Below are 22,566 nucleotides of genomic sequence, written 5' to 3' on the forward strand. Positions count from 1 at the left end.
CCTTACTGCGCCTGCACGCGCAGCTCTGCTGCGCTACGACTACGGTGACCCAACAGGGCTTTAACATCGCTGGACTTCGGCTTAACCAGCGCGAATTTCGCAGAGAACGCCGGCCAGTTCGCCAGGATCTCTTCGCCGCGCGAAGAACCGGTATGCTGCACGTGTTCGGTAATTAAACCGCGCAGGTGTTCTTCGTGAATGGCCAGCGTGTCAACGTCCAGCACTTCCACCAGCTCCGGGTTCACGCGTTTGCGGAACTCGCCGTCTTCGTCCAGGACGTACGCAAAACCGCCCGTCATGCCCGCGCCGAAGTTCACGCCGGTTTTACCCAGAACGCAAACAATCCCGCCCGTCATGTATTCACAACCGTTATCGCCAATGCCTTCCACCACGGTGATGGCACCGGAGTTACGCACCGCAAAACGCTCGCCCGCACGGCCTGCTGCAAACAGACGACCGCCGGTCGCGCCGTACAGGCAGGTGTTACCGATGATGCTGGCCTCATGGCTGCGGAAGGCTGAGCCGACCGGAGGACGCACCGCCAGCAGACCGCCCGCCATGCCTTTACCGACGTAGTCGTTGGCATCGCCGGTCAGGTACAGCTCAACACCACCTGCGTTCCACACGCCGAAGCTCTGACCCGCGGTACCGCTGAAGTGCGCGGTAATCGGATCCGACGCCAGCCCCTGGTCACCGTGCGTCTGCGCGATGTAGCCGGAGAGCGATGCACCCACGGAACGGTCGGTGTTACGGATATCAAACCAGAACGTTTTGCTCTGCTTGTCGTCCACGTACGGCTTCGCCTGCTGCAGCAGCTGTGCGTTCAGCACGCCGTTATCAAACGGCGGGTTGTTCTCGGTGCAGTAGACCGCTTTGCCAGGATGCGGCTGCGCGGTTTCCAGCAGCTTAGACAGCTCCAGCTTTTGCTGCTTGGCGGTGAAGCCTTCCAGCTCTTTCAGCAGGTCGGTACGGCCAATCAGGTCCACCAGACGTTTCACGCCCAGCTGCGCCATCAGCTCGCGGGTTTCACGGGCGATGAACTCAAAGTAGTTGGTCACTTTGAACGGCAGGCCGTGATAGTGGTTCTTACGCAGCTTCTCGTCCTGGGTTGCAACGCCGGTTGCGCAGTTGTTCAGGTGGCAAATACGCAGGTATTTACAGCCCAGCGCGACCATTGGACCCGTACCGAAACCGAAGCTTTCCGCACCGAGGATCGCCGCCTTGATGATGTCGAGGCCAGTTTTCAGACCGCCATCCACCTGCAGACGGATCTTATGACGCAGACCGTTAGCCACCAGCGCCTGCTGGGTTTCCACCAGGCCAAGCTCCCACGGACAGCCCGCATATTTCACGGAGGAGAGCGGGCTTGCGCCGGTACCGCCGTCATAACCGGCAATGGTGATGAGATCCGCATAGGCCTTCGCCACGCCGGTCGCGATGGTGCCAACGCCCGGTTCGGAAACCAGCTTCACGGAGATCATCGCCTTCGGGTTGACCTGTTTCAGGTCGAAAATAAGCTGCGCCAGGTCCTCGATAGAGTAGATATCGTGGTGCGGCGGCGGGGAGATCAGCGTCACGCCCGGCACGGAATAGCGCAGTTTGGCGATGTACGGGGTGACTTTATCACCCGGCAGCTGACCGCCTTCGCCCGGTTTAGCACCCTGAGCAACTTTAATCTGAATCACGTCGGCGTTGACCAGGTACGCAGGCGTTACGCCAAAGCGACCGGATGCCACCTGCTTGATACGGGACACTTTGTTGGTGCCGTAACGCGCAGGGTCTTCACCGCCTTCGCCGGAGTTGGAGTTGCCGCCGATGCTGTTCATGGCTTCCGCCAGCGCTTCGTGGGCTTCCGGGCTCAGCGCGCCGATGGACATCGCCGCGGTATCGAAGCGTTTGAACAGTTCCGATGCCGGTTCAACTTCGTCAATGCTGACCGCTTCATCGCCCGGATTGAGGGCAATAAGGTCGCGCAGCGTCGCCGCCGGACGGTTATTCACCAGCTCAGCGTACTGCTGATAATCGCTGTATTCACCGCTCTGAACCGCCTGCTGCAGCGTGCGCACCACGTCCGGGTTATAGGCGTGGTATTCGCCACCGTGAACGTATTTCAGCAGACCGCCCTGAACCAGCGGCTTACGTGCCAGCCAGGCGCGCTTGGACAGGTTCACCAGATCCTGCTGGAAGTCCGCAAAACCGGCGCCGCCGATGCGGCTGACCACGCCCTGGAAGCAGAGGTTGGCAACCTCGTCATGCAGGCCGACCGCTTCAAACAGCTTAGAACAGCGGTAGGAGGCAATGGTCGAGATGCCCATTTTGGACATGATCTTGTACAGACCTTTGTTGATGCCGTTACGGTAGTTCAGCATCACCGCGCGGTAATCTTTGTCGATCGCGCGGGTATCCACCAGACGGGCCAGCGTTTCGTAGGCCAGGTACGGGTAGATCGCCGTCGCGCCGAAGCCCAACAGCACGGCAAAGTGATGCGGGTCGCGGGCGCTTGCGGTTTCAACAATGATGTTCGCGTCGCAGCGCAGGCTCTTATCGACCAAACGCGTCTGGATAGCGCCGACCGCCATCGGGGCAGGTACAGGCAGACGGTTTTTCGCGATATTACGGTCGGACAACACCAGCAGCACGGTGCCGTTACGCACCATCTGTTCGGCTTTGTCACACAGCGCATTCACCGTCTCTTCAAGGCTCGCTTCGTTCACGTCGAAGGTAATGTCGAGCGTGTCGGCGCGGTAGTGCTCCTCTTTCATGGTGGTGAGCTGTTTGAAATCTGAATACAGCAGGATCGGCGATTTAAAGGTCAGACGATGCGCCTGGCCTTCGGCCTCGCAGAAGACGTTCATCTCACGACCGATGCTGGTGGCCAGCGACATCACGTGTGCTTCACGCAGCGGATCGATTGGCGGGTTGGTCACCTGCGCGAACTGCTGGCGGAAGTAGTCGTAAATGATGCGCGGCTGGCTGGAGAGCACGGCAAACGGGGTATCGTCACCCATCGAGCCGACCGCTTCCTGGCCGTTTTCACCGAGCACGCGGATGACAGAGTCCAGCTCTTCCGCGCTGTAGTTAAACTGCTTCTGGTAGCTCGCGAGAGTATCGTCGTCCAGCTCGCGGCTGCCCACTTCTTCGTCCGTAAGATCTTCGAACGGCACCAGGCGACGCACGTTCTTCTCCATCCACTCTTTGTACGGGTGGCGGCTCTTCAGATCGTTGTCGGTTTCGGCGGAGTGCAGGATGCGCCCACCGCGGGTGTCGATAACCATCAGCTCGCCCGGACCAACGCGGCCTTTCTCGACCACTTCGTCAGGCTGGTAATCCCAGATGCCGACTTCAGAGGCGCAGGTGATGAGCTTGTCTTTGGTGATAACGTAGCGCGCCGGACGCAGACCGTTACGGTCCAGGTTACAGGCAGCAAAACGGCCGTCGGACATAACGATGCCCGCTGGGCCGTCCCACGGCTCCATGTGCATGGAGTTGAAGTCGAAGAACGCGCGCAGCTCAGGATCCATATCCGGGTTGTTCTGCCAGGCCGGCGGCACGAGCAGACGCATGGCGCGCACGATATCCATCCCGCCCGCCAGCAGCAGTTCCAGCATATTATCCATCGAGCTGGAGTCCGAGCCGGTTTCGTTCACGAACGGCGCGGCATCGTGCAGGTCAGGGATCAGTGGCGTCTGGAACTTATAGGTACGGGCACGGGCCCACTGGCGGTTACCGGTGATGGTGTTGATCTCGCCGTTGTGCGCCAGGTAGCGGAACGGTTGAGCCAGCGGCCAGCGTGGAACGGTGTTGGTGGAGAAGCGCTGGTGGAAAAGGCAAATGGCCGATTCCAGACGCAGGTCCGCCAGGTCCAGGTAGAAGCGCGGCAGGTCAGCCGGCATACACAGACCTTTATAGATGTTCACCAGGTTAGAGAGGCTACAGACGTAGAACTCTTTATCGTCCTGGAGACGTTTTTCAATGCGGCGGCGGGCGATAAACAGACGGCGTTCCATATCACGTGGACGCCAGCCCGCAGGCGCGTTGACGAAAATCTGTTCAATACGAGGCAGCGAGGAGAGGGCGATTTCACCGAGCACCCCTTCGTTGGTTGGCACATCGCGCCAGCCGACAATCGACAGGGTTTCACGCTGAAGTTCTTCTTCGACGATGCGGCGTGAGGCGGCAGCCTTTTCAGGATCCTGATTCAGGAACAGCATGCCGACAGCGTAGTTTTTGGCTAAACGCCAGCCGCGCTCTTCCGCCACGATGCGGAAGAAACGATCCGGTTTTTGCAGCAGCAGGCCGCAACCGTCGCCGGTTTTACCATCGGCAAGGATGGCGCCACGGTGCTGCATACGGGCCAGTGCGTGAATAGCAGTACGCACTACCTTGTGGCTAGGTTCGCCTTCTATGTGGGCGATCAGGCCGAAACCACAGTTATCCTTCTCAAGGGATTTATCGTACAACATATCAGTGAACCTCCCCAGGCTCGTCGGGCTCCCACTGAACTTTACCGTGGCGCACAGGCACAGAAAGAGCATGGCGACGGGGTTTGCGTTTCATACGCGGACCTCGCATTCGCCCTCTTTTTCATCCTTTCGCGCAGGTAAACAAGTTTGAGGACTTGCTTCAGAGGGAATCTCAATTACTGCATAAATATGATGAGCAGGCCGCTCATCCAGAAAGCTTCCAGCGGATTTCCAACTTATCGGGAATTGGTACACAGGTCAAATGGCAATCTTATTTATACAAAAATGTGCTAAAGATATCCTATGTGATTGTATTATAATGGTATTTAACTATTTTTACATTGATTGAATGACCTGAGAGCGAGCAGCGGAGTGTGATCTGACTCACTATATGAAAGCGGTATTATCAATGTAGCGTGCTGAATAGCGGTTTTATAGCAGAACAATAATCTGGCAATGGATGCAAACCCGCATAAACCCACTGTTTTTCAGTGGTGGCGCTATAAATGAAAAAAACAATCAGAACATAAGGAAAAGTAATCACAGGCGGCGTGAATGAAATTGCAGTAATCGTGAGTATTTATTCATATGGATAAAGGCCGTCCAGGGCGATTGATCCAGGTCATCGCCGACAGAGGCTAAAAGTGGCAGGCTTGTCCCCTTTCTCCGGGACGGTCTATCAGATTATGCAGTTACAGAAATTAGTCAATATGTTTGGTGGGGATCTTTTGCAGCGGTACGGGCAAAAGGTTCATAAGCTGACGCTGCACGGCGGGTTTAGCTGCCCGAATCGCGATGGCACCATCGGGCGCGGCGGCTGCACCTTCTGTAACGTTGCGTCCTTTGCTGACGAGGCCCAGCGGCATAAATCTATCGCTGAACAGCTTGCCCATCAGGCCAGCCTGGTGAACCGCGCGAAGCAATATCTGGCCTATTTCCAGGCCTACACCAGCACGTGGGCGGAGGTGCAGGTATTGCGTTCGATGTATCAGCAGGCCGTCAGCCAGGCCAATATTGTTGGGCTGTGCGTGGGCACACGCCCGGACTGCGTACCGGACGCGGTGCTGGACCTGCTCAGCGAGTACAAAGAACAAGGCTACGAGATCTGGCTGGAGCTGGGCTTGCAGACCGCGCACGACAAAACGCTGCACCGTATTAACCGTGGTCATGATTTCGCCTGCTACCAGCGCACCACGCGCCTGGCCCGAGAGCGCGGGCTGAAGGTCTGCTCGCATCTGATTGTTGGGTTACCCGGCGAGGGTCAACAGCATGGTCTTGAAACGCTGGAAAAGGTGGTTGAAACCGGCGTGGACGGCATTAAGCTGCACCCGCTGCATATCGTGAAGGGCAGCATTATGGCGAAAGCCTGGGAGGCCGGGCGGTTAAGCGGTATCGAGCTTGAGGACTATACGGTGACGGCGGGGGAGATGATTCGCCACACGCCAGCGGAGATTGTCTACCATCGCATCTCGGCCAGTGCCCGCCGTCCAACGCTTCTGGCACCGCTATGGTGTGAAAACCGCTGGACGGGGATGGTGGAAATTGACCGCTATCTGCAGGAGAACGGCGTACAGGGTTCGGCGCTGGGCCGCCCCTGGATTCCGCGTCTAGCGGCGACGGCCGCCTAGCAAACTCCCCAGCATGCCGCGCACGATTTGATTGGTGACCTGTCGGGCTGCGCTTTTCGCCATGGTCTGCACCACTCCATCGCGCTTGCCGCCGCGCGGCCCGGTGCTGCCGAACAGAATGTCTTTGAGCCCACCGAGAATGCCGTCATCGACGGCGACAGATTGCCCTTTAGCGGCAGGCGCATCCTGCGATTCCGTTGTCGCCTGGACCCCTTTTTGCAGCATCTCGAACGCGGACTCGCGATCCACCTCGTCTTCGTATTTCCCGTAAACCGGAGAGTGGTTAATCAGGCCGTTGCGCTCATCGTCGGTCACCGGCCCCATGCGCGAGCAAGGCGCGATCACCATGGCGCGTTCTACCACAGACGGGCTGCCCTTCGCATCCAGGAACGAGATCAGCGCTTCACCGGTGCCTAGCGCCTGAATCGCCGCTTCGGTATCAAAGGCAGGATTGGCGCGCATGGTTTGCGCGGCGGCTTTCACCGCTTTCTGATCTTTTGGCGTAAAGGCGCGCAGGGCATGCTGCACGCGGTTGCCGAGCTGCCCGAGCACGTTGTCGGGGATATCCGACGGGTTTTGCGAGACAAACCAGACGCCGACGCCTTTGGAGCGGATCAGGCGGATAACCTGTTCGATCTTATCCAGCAATACCTGCGGCGCGTCGTTAAACAGCAGATGCGCTTCGTCAAAGAAGAACACCAGCTTCGGTTTTTCCAGATCGCCCGCTTCCGGTAACTGTTCGTACAGTTCGGAGAGCATCCACAGCAGGCTGGCGGCATAGAGTTTCGGCATCTGATAGAGCTTCTCTGAGCTCAGGATGTTAATAATGCCTTTGCCACTGCTGTCGGTGCGCATCCAGTCTTTGATATCCAGCATGGGTTCACCAAAGAAATGCTCAGCGCCCTGCTGCTCAAGCGTCAGTAGACCGCGCTGAATAGCGCCCACCGAGGCGCTGCTGATATTGCCGTACTGGTTCTGGAAGGATTTGGCGTTATCGCCGATGTATTGCGTAATGGCGCGTAGATCTTTGAAATCAAGCAGCAGCAGTCCCTGATCGTCGGCAATGCGGAAGATAATATTCAGCACGCCGGACTGCACGTCGTTGAGGTTAAGCAGACGGGCCAGCAGCAGTGGGCCGAGATCGGAGACGGTGGCGCGCACCGGGTGGCCTTTCTCACCAAAGATATCCCACACCACCACCGGGTTACCGTGCGGGGTCCAGTCCGTGATGCCAATATTTTTCAGCCGCTCGAGCAGTTTTTCAGATGCCGTCCCATCCTGAGCCACACCGGTTAAATCGCCTTTCACGTCAGCCATAAAGACCGGTACGCCAATCTCTGAAAGTGACTCCGCCAGCTTTTGCAGGGTGACGGTTTTCCCCGTCCCGGTCGCTCCGGTGATCAGACCGTGGCGGTTCGCCATCGCGGGCAGTAAATACAGCTCTTTTTCCAGCGTCCTGGCAATTAACAATGGTGTACTCATGATGCGCTTCCTCTCTTAGTCCTGGGTGGAGTATAGGCAACCTGGCCGCAATTTGGTTGAGTAAATTCCTGACTTTGCGGCGCATTATCCAGCGCGGACTATGCTTTTGCATACGGTTCACAAAATAGTGGGAAACTATGTCCAGATTCTTCTTTAACGATCGCAAACAGCTGGTCAACGATGCCATTGAAGGCATACTGCTTTCTGCACCACACGCTAATCTCGTCAAGCTTGATATCGATCCGGCCATCAGGATCGTCGCACGCGGCGACTGGGACAAAAGCCGCGTGGCGGTGATCTCCGGCGGCGGCTCAGGCCACGAACCCGCGCACGCCGGGTTTGTCGGCAAAGGGATGCTGACGGCGGCAGTGTGTGGCGATCTTTTTGCTTCGCCGAGCGTGGATGCGGTGCTGAATGCCATTGTGGCGGTCACGGGCGACCGGGGCTGTCTGCTGATCGTAAAAAACTACACCGGCGATCGCCTGAACTTTGGTCTGGCGGCGGAAAAGGCTAAACGTTACGGTCTTAAGGTGGAGATGGTGATCGTGGCGGACGATATCGCGCTGCCGGATAACAAGCAGCCGCGCGGTATTGCCGGTACGGCACTGGTGCACAAGATTGCGGGCTATGCGGCGGAGCAGGGGAAATCGCTGAGCGAGGTGCGGGATATTGCGCAACAGGCCTGCGATAACCTCTGGAGCCTGGGCGTGGCGATGCAAACGTGCAACCTGCCGGGCAGCGACGATGAAGAGGGGCGGATTAAACAAGGCCATGTCGAGCTGGGCCTGGGCATTCACGGCGAGCCCGGGGCTTCCGTGGTGGATACGCAAAACAGCAAAGCCATTATCGACACCCTGGTGACGCCGTTACGCGCGCAGGCGGGCGAGGGGCGTTTTGCGGTATTGATTAACAATCTTGGCGGCGTATCGGCGCTGGAGATGGCGCTGCTGACCAAAGAGCTGGCGCACTCGGCGCTGAAAGAGAACATCGCGTACCTGATTGGCCCAGCGCCGCTGGTCAGCGCGCTGGATATGAAAGGCTTTTCGCTGACGCTGCTGAAGCTCACTGATTTCTTCGAAAAGGCGATTTACGCTGATGTCGAGACGCTGGGCTGGCAGAAGCCCGTGGCGTTTGCGCCACTGCGTACCGTTGAGCACAGCGCCATTCATGATCGAGTGGAATATACCTCATCGGACAATCCGCAGGTAGGAGCGTGTGTCTTCTCAGTGACAAAAACGCTGATCCAGCTGGAAAACCGCCTGAACGCGCTGGATGCGAAAGTGGGTGATGGCGATACCGGCTCCACCTTTGCGCAAGGGGCGCGGGATATTGCGCAGCGACTGGAGGAGAACACGCTCCCGCTTAATGATGTGTCTAAGCTGCTGCTGCTGGTTGGCGAGCGGCTGGCGACGGTGATGGGCGGGTCGAGCGGGGTGCTGATGTCGATCTTCTTCACTGCGGCCGGGCAAAAGCTTCACGATGGTCAGCCACTCCCTGAGGCCTTGCTCAGCGGACTGGCGCAGATGAAGCAGTACGGCGGGGCAGATCTCGGCGATCGCACGCTGATCGACGCGCTGCAACCGGCGCTGGAGGCGTTGCTGAAGGGAGATATCGAGGCAGCGGCGAAGGCTGCACAGCATGGTGCCGAAGCAACGGCGAAAATGGCGAAAGCCGGCGCGGGACGCTCGTCGTATGTCAATAAAGAGAACCTGGATGGGGTAATGGATCCGGGAGCGGTCGCGGTAGCGGAAGTATTTAACGTATTGGCGCAGCAGTGAAAGTAGGCCGGGTAAGGCGAAGCCGCCACCCGGCAAACTCACATCAGAAATCCGCTTTCAGCACCACGCGGTAGCGGGCTTTACCGTCGCGCACGTGCTGGATCGCTTCGTTGATTTTCGACATTGGATACAGTTCGGTGGTCGGCGCCACTTTGGTGCGTCCGGCGAATTTCATCAGTTTGCGCAGCTCGTACGGCGTACCGGTAGCAGAACCGGATATGCTGCGATCCCCACCGATCAGGGTAAACGCCGGAACCGGCAGCGGCTTCATCACCGCACCCACGGTGTGGAAGTTACCGCCGTAGGCCAGCGCTTCAAAGTACGGCTGCCAGTCGAGATCCACGTTAACGGTGTTGATGATCAGATCAAACTGGCCCGCCAGCGCGTTCAGCGCCTGCGGATCGCGGCTATTCACCACTTTATCCGCCCCCATCGCCAGCACTTCTTTCTCTTTGGCCGGGTTCGAGCTGAACGCCGTGACTTCACAGCCCATCGCGTGCAGCAGCTTAATGGCAATATGCCCCAGTCCGCCGATACCAATGACGCCGACGCGGCTGGTAGCGGTGATATGGTGCATCAGCAGCGGTTTGAAGACGGTGATACCGCCGCACAGCAGCGGACCGGCGGATTCGATATCAATGCTGTCCGGCAGCGGGATGACCCATTGCCAGTCGGCGCGCAGTTTATCGGCAAAACCACCTTTGTTGAGAATGGTGGGAACGGCGCCTTCGAGGCAGTTGATTTGATTGCCGCTGATACAGGCATCGCAGTGACCACAGCTGCGTGCCGTCCAGCCAATGCCCACGCGCTGGCCCACTTTCAGCCCTTTGTCCTGCGCGGCGCTACCGAGCGCCACGACGCGGCCAATGACTTCGTGTCCGGCAACCAGCGGATAGCTGGAGAAGCCCCATTCGTTGTCGATCATCGAGAGATCCGAGTGGCAGATCCCGCAGTAATCAACCTGTACTTCGACGTCTTCTGCTTTTAGTTCGCCCGCATCGTACTCGTACAGCTCAAGTTCTGCACCCGCCTGCGGTGCGGCGTAGCTTTTTATCTTCGACATCGTGTTTCCCCCGTTGTGGTGTGAACTGAGAGTGTAGAGCATTCAGTTTACAGCCGCTTAACAGAAGAGGGCAGGAACGAAAGTTACAGACTTTTCAGCATTCTGACTTCGCAATCAACGTGGCCGGTACAGCCCAGCGGCGCATCGATATGCTCAAAGCCCAGATGTTCATACAGGCCGATGGCCTCTTTGAGGAAGGCGGTCGTTTCAAGGTAGCAGCGGGTAAAACCCTGCTTTCGCGCGTGGTCCAGCGCCATCAGCGCCAGCTTTTTTGCCAGTCCTTGTCCGCGTGCCGTTGGCAGGAAATACATTTTCTGCAGCTCGCAGATATCCGGCTCGCTGCAGCTGAGGGGCGCCACGCCGCCGCCTCCGACAACCTGGCCGTTCTGCTCGATTACCCAGTAGGCGTGCCCTGGCTGGCTGTAGAGCTGGTAAAGCGCGTCCAGGTTCGGGTCGGCAACCGTGTAGCCTTTGTCAGCCGTCAGGCCATATTCGGCAGAAACGGTGCGGATAACGGCGGCGATAGCCGGGTTGTCCTGCTCAGCGATCCGGCGCATCGTCGTCGCGACGGGGGTAATCACGCTCATAGCATTACTCATTACAAAAATTGACACATAACTGCTGTTAATAGCACCGCAGAAAGGGGAGTGCAAGCGAGGAGTTTTCAGGAAGGATACCCCTTACGCTCTGAAGCGTAAGGGGTAAAAGCATTACAGGGCAGCGATAACCGCCTGCTGCTCAATCAGCTTGGTCTTCGCATCGGCGAAGGCAACCAGACGCTCACGCTCTTTCGCGATGACCGCTTCCGGCGCGCGGGCGACAAAGCCTTCGTTCGCCAGCTTGCTTTCGATTTTGCCAATTTCCACGTCGACTTTTGCCACTTCTTTCGCCAGACGAGCCAGCTCGGCGTCTTTGTCGATCAGACCCGCCATCGGGATCAGCAGCTCGGCGCCGTCGATGATTTTGGTCACGGAAACCGGACCTTTGTCATCCGCAGGCAGCACGGTGATGCTTTCCAGACGCGCCATAGTTTTCAGGAAGGTGTTGTTCTCTGTGACGCGACGAACGGCAGCTTCGCTGCAGCCACGAAGCAGCAGCTCCAGCGGTTTGCCAGGGGCAATGTTCATTTCAGCACGGATGTTACGTACCGCAACGATCGCCTGCTTCAGCCACTCGGTATCCGCTGATGCCGCTTCATCCACTTTCGCCGCATCGAATTCCGGGAACGGCTGCAGCATGATGGTATCTGCGTTGATGCCGGCAATCACCTTCACGCGCTGCCAGATGGTCTCGGTGATGAATGGAATAACCGGGTGCGCCAGGCGCAGCAGGCCTTCCAGAACGGTAATCAACGTGTTGCGCGTGCCGCGCAGTTCCGCTTCAGTGCCGCCGTTCATGACCGGCTTCGCCAGCTCCAGATACCAGTCGCAGAACTGGTTCCAGGTGAATTCATACAGGATGCCCGCCGCGATGTCGAAGCGGTAGCTGTCCAGCGCCTCACGGAACGCTTTCACCGTCTGGTTGAATTCCGCCAGGATCCAGCGGTCAGCCAGAGACAGCGTCATTTCGCCGCCGTTGAAGCCACAATCCTGATCTTCGGTGTTCATCAGCACGAAGCGGCTGGCGTTCCACAGCTTGTTACAGAAGTTACGGTAACCTTCCAGACGCTTCATGTCCCAGTTGATGTCACGGCCGGTAGAGGCCAGTGCCGCCAGGGTGAAGCGCAGGGCGTCGGTACCGTGAGCCTCAATCCCGTTCGGGAACTGCTTCTCGGTGCGCTTGCGGATTTTCTCCGCCAGCTGCGGCTGCATCATGTTGCCGGTACGTTTTTCCAGCAGCTCTTCCAGAGAGATACCGTCAACCATGTCCAGCGGGTCAATAACGTTCCCCTTGGACTTGGACATCTTCTGGCCTTCGTCGTCGCGGATCAGACCGGTCATATAGACGGTATGGAACGGAACCTGCGGCTTGCCGTCTTCGTCTTTGATGAAGTGCATGGTCATCATGATCATGCGGGCAATCCAGAAGAAGATGATGTCGAAACCGGACACCATCACGCTGGTTGGATGGAACTGACGCAGCGCGTCGGTGTTTTCTGGCCAGCCAAGGGTGGAGAAGGTCCACAGCGCGGAGGAGAACCAGGTGTCCAGCACGTCTTCGTCCTGACGCAGGGCAACATCCGCGCTCAGGTTGTTTTCCTGACGCACTTCATCTTCGCTGCGACCAACGTAGACGTTGCCTTCATTGTCGTACCATGCCGGGATACGGTGACCCCACCACAGCTGACGAGAGATACACCAGTCCTGAATATCGCGCATCCAGGAGAAGTACATGTTTTCGTACTGCTTCGGCACGAACTGAATGCTGCCGTTCTCAACCGCTTCCACAGCCGGTTTCGCCAGCACGTCGGCACGCACGTACCACTGGTCGGTCAGCATTGGCTCGATTACCACGCCACCACGGTCGCCGTACGGCACGGTCAGGTCGTGAGGCTTGATCTCTTCCAGCAGGCCCAGTGCGTCAACGGCAGCCACGATCGCTTTACGCGCGGCAAAACGTTCCAGCTTCTGGAACTCCGCCGGGATGTCGCTGGAATAAACGTCGGATTCGTTGCCTTTGGTGTCGTACACTTCTGCGCTTTCGCGGATATTGCCGTCGAAGGTAAGAATGTTGATCATCGGCAGGGCGTGACGACGACCCACTTCATAGTCATTGAAGTCGTGCGCCGGGGTGATTTTCACGCAGCCGGTGCCTTTTTCCATGTCGGCGTGTTCGTCGCCCACAATCGGAATACGGCGGTTTACCAGCGGCAGCACCACGAATTTGCCGATCAAATCTTTATAACGCGGATCTTCCGGGTTAACGGCCACGCCGGTATCGCCCAGCAGGGTTTCCGGACGGGTGGTCGCGACCACCAGGTAATCTTTGCCGTCGGCGGTTTTTGCACCGTCGGCCAGCGGATAGCGGATGTGCCACATGGAGCCTTTAGACTCGCGGTTTTCCACTTCCAGGTCAGAAATTGCGGTGCGCAGTTTCGGATCCCAGTTTACCAGGCGTTTGCCGCGGTAAATCAGGTCTTCTTTATACAGGCGAACGAAGACTTCTTTAACGGCATTGGACAGGCCTTCATCCATGGTGAAGCGCTCGCGCTCCCAGTCCACGGAGTTGCCGAGACGACGCATCTGACGGGTAATGGTGCCGCCAGATTCCGCTTTCCACTGCCAGATTTTGTCGATAAAAGCGTCGCGACCGTAGTCGTGGCGGGTTTTTCCTTCTTCAGCGGCAATTTTACGCTCAACCACCATCTGGGTCGCGATACCCGCGTGGTCAGTCCCCGCCTGCCACAGGGTGTTTTTGCCCTGCATGCGCTGGTAACGGATCATGGTGTCCATGATGGTCTGCTGGAAAGCATGACCCATATGCAAACTGCCGGTGACGTTCGGCGGCGGGATCATGATGCAGAAGGACTCTTTGCTTTCGTCGCCGTTAGGCTTGAAATAGCCCTGCTGTTCCCAGTGCTCGTAAAGCGGCTGTTCGATATCGCGTGGGTTATATGTCTTTTCCATTATTTCCAGGTTGCCGTATTCAGGTTAAAACCAGCCAGGCGGTACGCTTTGTAGCGTTCGCGCGCCAGTTGTTTCAAAGATTCTTCGTAAGGGACAAAGTCTACCACTTCTGTGAAAGCGGTGGCAAAATCTGCAAAATCTATCCGCAGGCTAATCAGAATATCGCGCGCGCTACTGTTGCGCTTTTGCGGCCAGGCAATTTCAACCGGTGCCCCGCCGCGCGGACCTTCGCCTGACAGGTTATGCGGAACAAAACTCTCCGGCGGGCGGGCCCACAGCGCTTCATCGAGACGAATCGCCTGCTGCTCATCTTCACAGGCTATCAACACGCGTTTGCCTGCGCGCCAACGTTCTGCGGCAATTTCACACACCAGCTGTTCGACGGCGCTGAGGCCATCCTGATGGGTGTCGTTGTCCAGAAGGTAGAACGTTGCATTCTTCATATATGGTGCTTCTTGTGCTCACTTTAAATGCTTAAGCCGGGCGGCGGCTTCGCCTTACCCGGCCTACGGTTTACTGCCGTTTTGACTTACTCGTCGCCGTTAAAACCCGCACGATTGAGCAGGAACTGCGACAACAGCGCTACCGGGCGACCGGTTGCGCCTTTGGCCTTGCCGGAGCGCCACGCGGTGCCCGCGATATCCAGGTGCGCCCAGTTGTACTTGCGGGTGAAGCGCGCCAGGAAGCAGCCCGCGGTGATCGCCCCGCCAGGACGTCCGCCAATGTTCGCCATGTCCGCAAAGTTAGACTCAAGCTGATCCTGATATTCGTCACCCAGCGGCAGACGCCATGCGCGGTCCCCGGCCTGCTCTGACGCACCAATCAGCTCGTGCGCCAGCGGATTGTGGTTCGACATCAGGCCGGTAATGTGATGGCCCAGCGCAATCACACAGGCTCCGGTGAGCGTGGCGACGTCAATCACCGCTTCCGGCTCGAAGCGCTCAACGTAGGTCAACACGTCACAGAGTACCAGACGGCCTTCGGCGTCGGTATTCAGCACTTCAACGGTCTGGCCGGACATGGTGGTCAGAACGTCCCCCGGACGATAGGCGCGGCCGCCAGGCATATTTTCGCAGCCCGCCAGAACGCCGATCACGTTGATAGGCAACTGAAGTTCCGCAACCATCCGCATCACGCCGTAAACCGCCGCCGCACCGCACATGTCGTACTTCATCTCATCCATGCCTTCGGCAGGCTTGATGGAGATACCGCCGGAGTCGAAGGTCAGGCCTTTACCGACGAGCACAATCGGGCGTGCGTCTTCGGACGGGTTGCCTTTGTACTCAATGACCGACATCAGGGATTCGTTTTGCGAGCCGTTACCGACCGCCAGATAAGAGTGCATCCCCAGCTCTTTCATCTGCTGTTCGCCGATGACGCGGGTAATGACGTTTTTGCTGTAGGCGTCGGCCAGCTGACGCGCCTGAGAAGCCAGGTACGCCGCGTTACAGATGTTCGGCGGCATGTTGCCGAGATCTTTAGCCGCTTTAATGCCGGCTGCAATGGCCAGACCGTGTTGAATAGCGCGTTCACCGCTGGTCAGTTCACGACGGGTTGGCACGTTAAAGACCATTTTACGCAGCGGACGACGCGGCTCGCTTTTATTGGTTTTCAGCTGATCGAAGCTGTACAGGCTCTCTTTTGCCGTTTCAACCGCCTGACGCACTTTCCAGTAGGTGTTACGCCCTTTGACGTGCAGCTCGGTCAGGAAGCAGACGGCTTCCATTGAGCCAGTATCATTCAGCGTATTGATTGTTTTCTGAATCACCTGCTTATACTGACGTTCATCCAGCTCGCGTTCTTTGCCGCAGCCAATCAGCAGAATACGCTCTGACAGTACGTTCGGAACATGGTGCAGTAACAGCGTCTGCCCAGGTTTGCCTTCCAGTTCGCCACGGCGCAGCAGGGCGCTAATATAGCCGTCACTGATTTTATCGAGTTGCTCGGCGATCGGGGAGAGTCGGCGTGGTTCAAAGACGCCCACAACGATGCAGGCACTCCGCTGTTTCTCCGGGCTACCGCTTTTTACACTGAACTCCATGCACTACGCTCCTGAATCTTAAAGACAACGGCGGCAGCTACGGATAGAATTGAAACCTTTCGTAACTCATGTCCGCTGTTGTGGTGACTTCGTGTTAATCTTACGTTACTACGGTTTCGACACGTCAGAAACAATCCTGAAGCGTGAATCCGCCGGATGTTTTAATCTTAGCGATGATTTCGACGACTCAAGAGAATAAATGACGTTTAAGCCATGAAACAAGCGATTTTCCAGCAAAGAGACGGGTTTTTACGGGCGTATTTAAAGTGATAATCATAAGATATCTGGTGCGGGAGACGCTCAAAAGCCAACTGGCGATCCTTTTCATCCTGCTGCTGATTTTTTTCTGTCAGAAGCTGGTTAAGATCCTCGGTGCGGCCGTTGACGGCGAAATTCCAACAAATCTGGTACTTTCCCTGCTTGGTTTAGGGATCCCGGAAATGGCGCAGCTTATCCTGCCGCTAAGTCTTTTCCTTGGCCTGCTCATGACGCTTGGGAAACTCTACACCGAGAGTGAAATCACGGTGATGCACGCCTGCGGCCTGAGCAAAGCGGTCCTGGTGAAAGCCGCCATGATACTGGCGCTGTTCACGGGTATCGTTGCGGCGGTGAATGTGATGTGGGCGGGGCCCATGTCTTCCCGCCATCAGGACGAAGTGCTGGCCGAAGCGAAAGCCAACCCCGGCATGGCGGCGTTAGCCCAGGGGCAGTTCCAGCAGGCAACCGACGGAAACTCCGTGCTATTTATTGAGAGCGTTGACGGCAGTAAATTCAACGACGTCTTCCTTGCGCAGCTGCGTCCCAAAGGAAACGCGCGTCCTTCAGTGGTGGTTGCAGACTCCGGTCAGCTTGCTCAGCGCAAAGATGGTTCACAGGTCGTGACGCTGAACAAGGGTACCCGTTTCGAAGGCACCGCGATGCTGCGCGACTTCCGTATTACCGATTTCCAGAACTATCAGGCCATTATCGGCCATCAGACCGTGGCGCTCGATCCAACGGATACCGAGCAAATGGACATGCGTACCCTCTGGAATACCGATACTGACCGGGCGCGCGCTGAGTTCCACTGGCGTATCACGCTCGTCTTCACCGTGTTTATGATGGCGCTGATTGTCGTTCCGCTGAGCGTGGTGAACCCGCGTCAGGGACGCGTGCTCTCTATGCTGCCGGCGATGCTGCTTTACCTGATCTATTTCCTGCTGCAAACCTCGATTCGTTCCAACGGCGCGAAGGGTAAGCTGGACCCTATGGTCTGGACATGGTTCGTCAACAGCCTGTACATCTTACTGGCGCTGGGGTTAAACCTGTGGGATACGGTGCCTGTGCGCCGTATACGTGCCCGATTCTCGCGTAAAGGAGCCATCTAATGCAGGCGTTTGGCGTTCTTGATCGCTATATCGGTAAAACCATTTTTACCACCATCATGATGACGTTGTTCATGCTGGTGTCGCTCTCCGGCATTATCAAATTTGTCGATCAGCTGAAAAAAGCCGGGCAGGGGAGCTATGACGCGCTGGGCGCGGGGATGTATACCCTGCTCAGCGTGCCGAAAGATGTGCAGATCTTCTTCCCGATGGCGGCCCTGCTGGGGGCGCTGCTGGGGCTGGGAATGCTGGCGCAGCGCAGCGAGCTGGTCGTAATGCAGGCCTCGGGTTTTACCCGTATGCAGGTTGCGCTGTCGGTGATGAAAACCGCAATCCCACTGGTGCTGTTGACCATGGCGATTGGCGAATGGGTTGCGCCTCAGGGTGAACAGATGGCGCGTAACTACCGTGCTCAGGCCATGTACGGTGGTTCACTGCTCTCGACTCAGCAAGGTTTATGGGCTAAAGACGGTAAAAACTTCGTCTACATCGAACGGGTGAAGGGGAATGATGAACTAGGCGGGGTGAGCATCTACGCTTTCGATGACCAGCGCCGTCTGCAGTCCGTTCGCCACGCCTCTTCGGCGAAATTTGACGCCGAACATAAGCAGTGGCGGTTGTCCCAGGTTGATGAATCCGACCTGACCGATCCGAAACAGATTACGGGTTCTCAGACGGTAACCGGCACGTGGAAGACCAACCTGACGCCTGACAAGCTCGGTGTTGTTGCCTTGGATCCTGACGCGCTCTCCATCAGCGGTCTGCACAACTATGTGAAATATCTGAAGTCGAGCGGGCAGGATGCGGGACGTTATCAGCTCAACATGTGGAGCAAAATCTTCCAGCCAATGTCCGTGGCGGTAATGATGCTGATGGCGCTGTCGTTTATCTTCGGTCCGTTGCGCAGCGTGCCGATGGGGGTTCGCGTCGTGACCGGCATCAGCTTCGGCTTTGTGTTCTACGTGCTCGATCAGATCTTCGGTCCGCTGACGCTGGTTTATGGCATTCCGCCGATAATTGGTGCGCTGCTGCCAAGCGCCAGCTTCCTCCTGATCAGCCTCTGGCTGATGTTGAAACGCTCCTGAATGACCTCTCCTCGCTTCCGGTTACCCGGAAGCGAGGCTAATCTCCTGTTTCATCCCGCACTTTTTCTCACAACCTTCAACGCCTCGCCCTGAATTTGAGTATTATTGAGCGATAACGTCGTGAAGGGATCCTCTATGAAGCAAATTCGAATGCTTGCCCAGTATTACGTCGACCTGATGATGAAGCTTGGGCTGGTGCGTTTCTCCATGCTGCTTGCGCTGGCGCTGGTCGTTCTGGCCATTGTCGTGCAAATGGCCGTTACTATGGTTCTGCATGGTCAGGTCGAGAGTATCGACGTCATCCGCTCCATCTTCTTTGGCTTGCTCATTACCCCCTGGGCGGTCTATTTCCTTTCCGTGGTGGTTGAACAGCTGGAAGAGTCCCGTCAGCGTTTGTCTAAGCTGGTCGATAAACTGGAAGAGATGCGCGAGCGCGACCTGAAGCTCAACGTCCAGCTCAAAGACAACATTGCGCAGCTGAATCAGGAGATCTCCGATCGTGAGAAGGCGGAAGCCGAACGTCAGGCCACGCTGGAGCAGCTGAAAATCGAAATGAAAGAGCGCGAGGTCACGCAGATCCAGCTTGAGCAGCAATCCTCTTTCCTGCGGTCGTTCCTCGATGCGTCGCCGGACCTGGTGTTTTACCGCAATGAAGATAAAGAGTTTTCCGGCTGTAACCGGGCGATGGAGTTACTCACCGGGAAAAGCGAGAAGCAGCTGATTCACCTGAAGCCGCAGGACGTTTACTCTGAAGAGGCGGCGGCCAAGGTCATGGAGACCGACGAAAAAGTCTTCCGTCATAACGTCTCGCTGACCTATGAACAGTGGCTGGATTACCCGGACGGACGCAAAGCCTGTTTTGAGATCCGTAAGGTGCCGTACTATGACCGCGTGGGGAAACGCCACGGCCTGATGGGCTTTGGCCGCGATATCACCGAGCGTAAGCGCTATCAGGATGCCCTGGAGCGCGCCAGTCGCGACAAGACCACCTTTATCTCGACCATCAGCCACGAGCTGCGCACGCCGCTTAACGGCATTGTCGGGCTGAGCCGTATTCTGCTGGATACCGACCTGACCGCAGAGCAGGAAAAATACCTCAAGACTATTCATGTCTCAGCGGTCACGCTGGGTAATATCTTCAACGATATTATTGATATGGATAAGATGGAGCGCCGTAAAGTTCAGCTTGATAATCAGCCTGTTGATTTCACCAGCTTCCTTGCCGATCTCGAAAACCTGTCTGGCCTGCAGGCGCAGCAGAAAGGACTGAGTTTTGTCATGGAGCCAACCCTGCCGCTGCCGCATAAAGTGGTGACTGACGGCACGCGTCTGCGCCAGATCCTGTGGAACCTTATCAGCAACGCGGTGAAATTTACCCAGAAGGGGCAGGTGGCGGTGCGCATACGCTATGACGAAGGAGATATGCTGCACTTCGAGGTGGAGGATTCCGGGATTGGTATTCCGCAGGAGGAGCAGGACAAAATCTTTGCCATGTACTACCAGGTGAAGGACAGCAACGGCGGAAAACCGGCGACCGGAACAGGCATTGGCCTGGCGGTCTCTAAACGTCTGGCGAAGAGCATGGGCGGCGATATCACCGTTGCCAGCCAGCCGGGCAAAGGGTCAACCTTCACGCTGACGGTCCATGCGCCGGCGGTGGCGGAAGAGGTAGAAGATACCTTCGAAAATGACGATATGCCGCTGCCTGCCCTGCACGTTCTGCTGGTGGAGGATATTGAGCTGAACGTGATTGTGGCTCGCTCGGTGCTGGAAAAACTGGGCAACAGCGTGGATGTCGCGATGACCGGTAAGGCCGCACTGGAGATGTTTGAACCGGGCGAATACGACCTTGTGCTGCTTGATATCCAGCTGCCGGATATGACCGGGCTGGATATCTCGCGTGAGCTGACGCGTCAGTACGCGGCCGACGAACTGCCGCCGCTGGTGGCGCTGACGGCGAACGTGCTAAAAGATAAAAAAGAGTATCTCGATGCCGGTATGGACGATGTACTCAGCAAGCCGCTGGCGGTGCCTGCTCTGACCGCCATGATTAAGAAGTTCTGGGATACCCGTGATGAAGAGGAGAGCACCATGACGTCTGTTGATAGCGCAAAAGCCCAAACGATACTCGATACCGCGATGCTGGAGCAGTATATCGATCTGGTAGGCCCGAAACTTATTACCGATGGTCTGGCGGTCTTCGAAAAAATGATGCCGGGCTATCTGAGCGTTCTGGAATCAAACCTGACGGCCCGGGACCAGAAAGGCATCGTCGAAGAAGGACATAAAATCAAAGGTGCCGCCGGCTCGGTCGGTTTGCGCCATCTTCAGCAACTGGGTCAACAGATTCAGTCGCCTGATTTACCTGCATGGGAAGATAACGTGGGTGATTGGGTTGAAGAGATGAAACAAGAGTGGCAAAACGATGTTGCGGTGCTTAAAGCCTGGGTCGACGCCAGAAAAAAATGACCCCGGCTTAACCGGGGTGCGCGAATACTGCGCCAACACCAGGGAAATCGTGGCTGCGCCTGTTTTTTTAAAGTTATTTTCGAAAGGGCGCTGCCTGAAAAATTTAGGCCGCACGCAGATAAGATAGCAAATCTTAAATGATTTGTTACATGAATCAGTGAAATGTGTGAAGCATAGCGTTTTAATCAAAATTATTAATGTGCTTCAGCAAGTTGCAGAAAAGGATTGTCATGATGAAAAAGATTGGTGTCGTGCTGAGCGGATGCGGTGTTTACGATGGTTCTGAGATACATGAAGCCGTAATCACGCTGCTGGCCCTGGCTAAGCAGGGAGCGGAGGTTATTTGTTTTGCGCCAGACAAAAATCAGTCGGATGTGATTAACCATCTGACCGGTGAACCAATGGCGGAAACCCGTAACGTGCTGATTGAAGCCGCGCGTATTGCGCGAGGTGATATCCATCCTCTTATTCAGGCAGACGCCGCAGAGCTTGATGCGCTCATTGTGCCGGGAGGATTTGGCGCGGCCAAAAATCTCAGTACCTTTGCCGAGCAGGGCGCGGAGTGTCAGATCGATCCTCATCTCAAAGCGCTGTCGCAGGCCATGCATGCGGCAGGGAAACCGCTGGGCTTTATCTGTATCGCACCGGCGATGTTGCCCAGGATTTTTGATTTCCCGCTGCGCCTGACCATCGGGACGGATATTGATACCGCGGAAATCGTCGAGGAAATGGGGGGCGAACACGTTCCGTGCCCGGTGGATGACATTGTGGTTGATGAAGATAACAAAATAGTCACCACGCCTGCGTATATGCTGGCGCAGAATATTGCAGAAGCGGCTATGGGGATCGAAAAGCTGGTCGCCCGAGTGCTGGTGCTGGCTGAATGAGTCGTCAATCCGGTGCTGGCGCGTGGGTAAAACGTATCCTGTTGCGCATCGTTCTGGTGCTGGCGGTGTTTTGGGGCGGTGGACTCGCCCTGTTCAGCATTATGCCGGTCCCGTTCTCTGCCGTGATGGTTGAGCGTCAGCTCGGCGCGTGGCTCAGCGGTGATTTCGGCTATGTTGCCCATTCTGACTGGGTGAGCATGGACGAGATCTCACCGCTCATGGGGCTCGCGGTCATCGCGGCGGAGGATCAAAAATTCCCGGAGCACTGGGGATTCGACGTTGCGGCCATTGAGAAGGCGCTAGCCCATAATGAACGTCATGAAAACCGCGTGCGCGGTGCGTCAACCTTGTCGCAGCAGACGGCCAAAAATCTGTTTCTGTGGGACGGCCGCAGCTGGGTGCGAAAGGGGCTGGAAGCGGGGTTGACCCTGGGGATGGAAACGGTCTGGAGCAAAAAACGCATTCTGACCGTGTATCTCAACGTTGCCGAGTTTGGTGACGGGGTATTTGGTGTTGAAGCTGCATCTCAACGCTATTTTAATAAACCCGCCAGCAAGCTGAGCATGTCGGAGGCGGCGCTGCTCGCGGCTGTTCTGCCTAATCCCATCCGTTTTAAAGCCAATGCCCCGTCAGGGTACGTGCGTAGCCGTCAGGCGTGGATCATGCGCCAGATGCGTCAGTTGGGAGGGGAAGGGTTTATGGAGAGCAATAAATTAATGTAGGGCGGGTAAGCGCAGCGC

The 22,566-nt window shown here is 56.9% G+C and carries 14 protein-coding genes; 7 read left to right on the top strand and 7 right to left on the bottom strand.

From position 1 onward, the window contains the following. Window positions 1-2: 2 nt before the first annotated feature. A complete protein-coding gene (gene gltB / locus LRM19_RS16590; RefSeq protein ID WP_127732422.1) occupies window positions 3-4,463 on the bottom strand; it encodes a glutamate synthase large subunit in 4,461 nt (1,486 codons plus the stop codon). Between the two features lie 686 nt (window positions 4,464-5,149). On the opposite strand from gltB, the gene LRM19_RS16595 reads away from it, so the two are divergent. Further along, window positions 5,150-6,091 (top strand): TIGR01212 family radical SAM protein, encoded by a 942-nt coding sequence (locus tag LRM19_RS16595; RefSeq protein ID WP_271369517.1) that lies wholly within the window; start codon window positions 5,150-5,152, stop codon window positions 6,089-6,091. Here LRM19_RS16595 and LRM19_RS16600 read toward each other — a convergent pair. Then, the gene (locus LRM19_RS16600) at window positions 6,071-7,573 is read right to left on the bottom strand and encodes a helicase HerA-like C-terminal domain-containing protein (RefSeq protein ID WP_115876361.1); all 1,503 of its coding nucleotides are present in this window, start codon (window positions 7,571-7,573) and stop codon (window positions 6,071-6,073) included. The genes LRM19_RS16595 and LRM19_RS16600 overlap by 21 nt on opposite strands. Before the next feature lie 137 nt (window positions 7,574-7,710). On the opposite strand from LRM19_RS16600, the gene LRM19_RS16605 reads away from it, so the two are divergent. Beyond that, complete coding sequence (locus LRM19_RS16605) at window positions 7,711-9,351, top strand: dihydroxyacetone kinase subunit DhaK (protein ID WP_127732420.1); 1,641 nt, start codon at window positions 7,711-7,713, stop codon at window positions 9,349-9,351. A 43-nt stretch (window positions 9,352-9,394) separates the two neighbouring features. On the opposite strand, the gene ahr is transcribed toward LRM19_RS16605, so the two are convergent. The 5 genes from ahr to pepA form a co-directional block, all read right to left on the bottom strand. Continuing rightward, on the bottom strand, window positions 9,395-10,414 hold the full coding sequence (gene ahr / locus LRM19_RS16610; protein WP_021242270.1) for an NADPH-dependent aldehyde reductase Ahr: 1,020 nt from the start codon (window positions 10,412-10,414) through the stop codon (window positions 9,395-9,397). An 83-nt stretch (window positions 10,415-10,497) separates the two neighbouring features. Beyond that, a complete protein-coding gene (locus LRM19_RS16615) occupies window positions 10,498-11,001 on the bottom strand; it encodes a GNAT family N-acetyltransferase (RefSeq protein ID WP_271369473.1) in 504 nt (167 codons plus the stop codon). A 123-nt stretch (window positions 11,002-11,124) separates the two neighbouring features. After that, entirely contained in the window at window positions 11,125-13,980 is a 2,856-nt protein-coding gene (locus LRM19_RS16620) for a valine--tRNA ligase (RefSeq protein ID WP_271369474.1), read from the bottom strand. Further along, window positions 13,980-14,423: a DNA polymerase III subunit chi gene (gene holC / locus LRM19_RS16625; protein ID WP_008502815.1), complete on the bottom strand. Its 444-nt coding sequence runs from the start codon at window positions 14,421-14,423 to the stop codon at window positions 13,980-13,982. The genes LRM19_RS16620 and holC overlap by 1 nt, the downstream gene beginning before the upstream one ends. Window positions 14,424-14,509: 86 nt before the next feature. After that, entirely contained in the window at window positions 14,510-16,021 is a 1,512-nt protein-coding gene (pepA, locus tag LRM19_RS16630; protein WP_023309366.1) for a leucyl aminopeptidase, read from the bottom strand. Window positions 16,022-16,287: 266 nt separating this feature from the next. Here pepA and lptF point away from each other — a divergent pair, with 266 nt between their 5' ends. From lptF to mtgA, 5 genes are all read left to right on the top strand, one after another. Beyond that, window positions 16,288-17,388: an LPS export ABC transporter permease LptF gene (gene lptF, locus LRM19_RS16635; RefSeq protein ID WP_047650945.1), complete on the top strand. Its 1,101-nt coding sequence runs from the start codon at window positions 16,288-16,290 to the stop codon at window positions 17,386-17,388. Then, a complete protein-coding gene (gene lptG, locus LRM19_RS16640; protein ID WP_115876359.1) occupies window positions 17,388-18,470 on the top strand; it encodes an LPS export ABC transporter permease LptG in 1,083 nt (360 codons plus the stop codon). Before lptF ends, lptG begins: the two co-directional genes overlap by 1 nt. A 135-nt stretch (window positions 18,471-18,605) precedes the next feature. Then, entirely contained in the window at window positions 18,606-20,939 is a 2,334-nt protein-coding gene (gene arcB / locus LRM19_RS16645; RefSeq protein WP_252093502.1) for an aerobic respiration two-component sensor histidine kinase ArcB, read from the top strand. A gap of 233 nt (window positions 20,940-21,172) precedes the next feature. Next, on the top strand, window positions 21,173-21,826 hold the full coding sequence (gene elbB / locus LRM19_RS16650; protein ID WP_136195211.1) for an isoprenoid biosynthesis glyoxalase ElbB: 654 nt from the start codon (window positions 21,173-21,175) through the stop codon (window positions 21,824-21,826). Next, entirely contained in the window at window positions 21,823-22,548 is a 726-nt protein-coding gene (mtgA, locus tag LRM19_RS16655; protein ID WP_271369475.1) for a monofunctional biosynthetic peptidoglycan transglycosylase, read from the top strand. Before elbB ends, mtgA begins: the two co-directional genes overlap by 4 nt. The last annotated feature ends 18 nt before the right edge of the window (window positions 22,549-22,566 follow it).

Source organism: Enterobacter sp. PI-10, from assembly GCF_027947695.1.
Classification (GTDB): Bacteria; Pseudomonadota; Gammaproteobacteria; order Enterobacterales; family Enterobacteriaceae; genus Enterobacter; species Enterobacter vonholyi.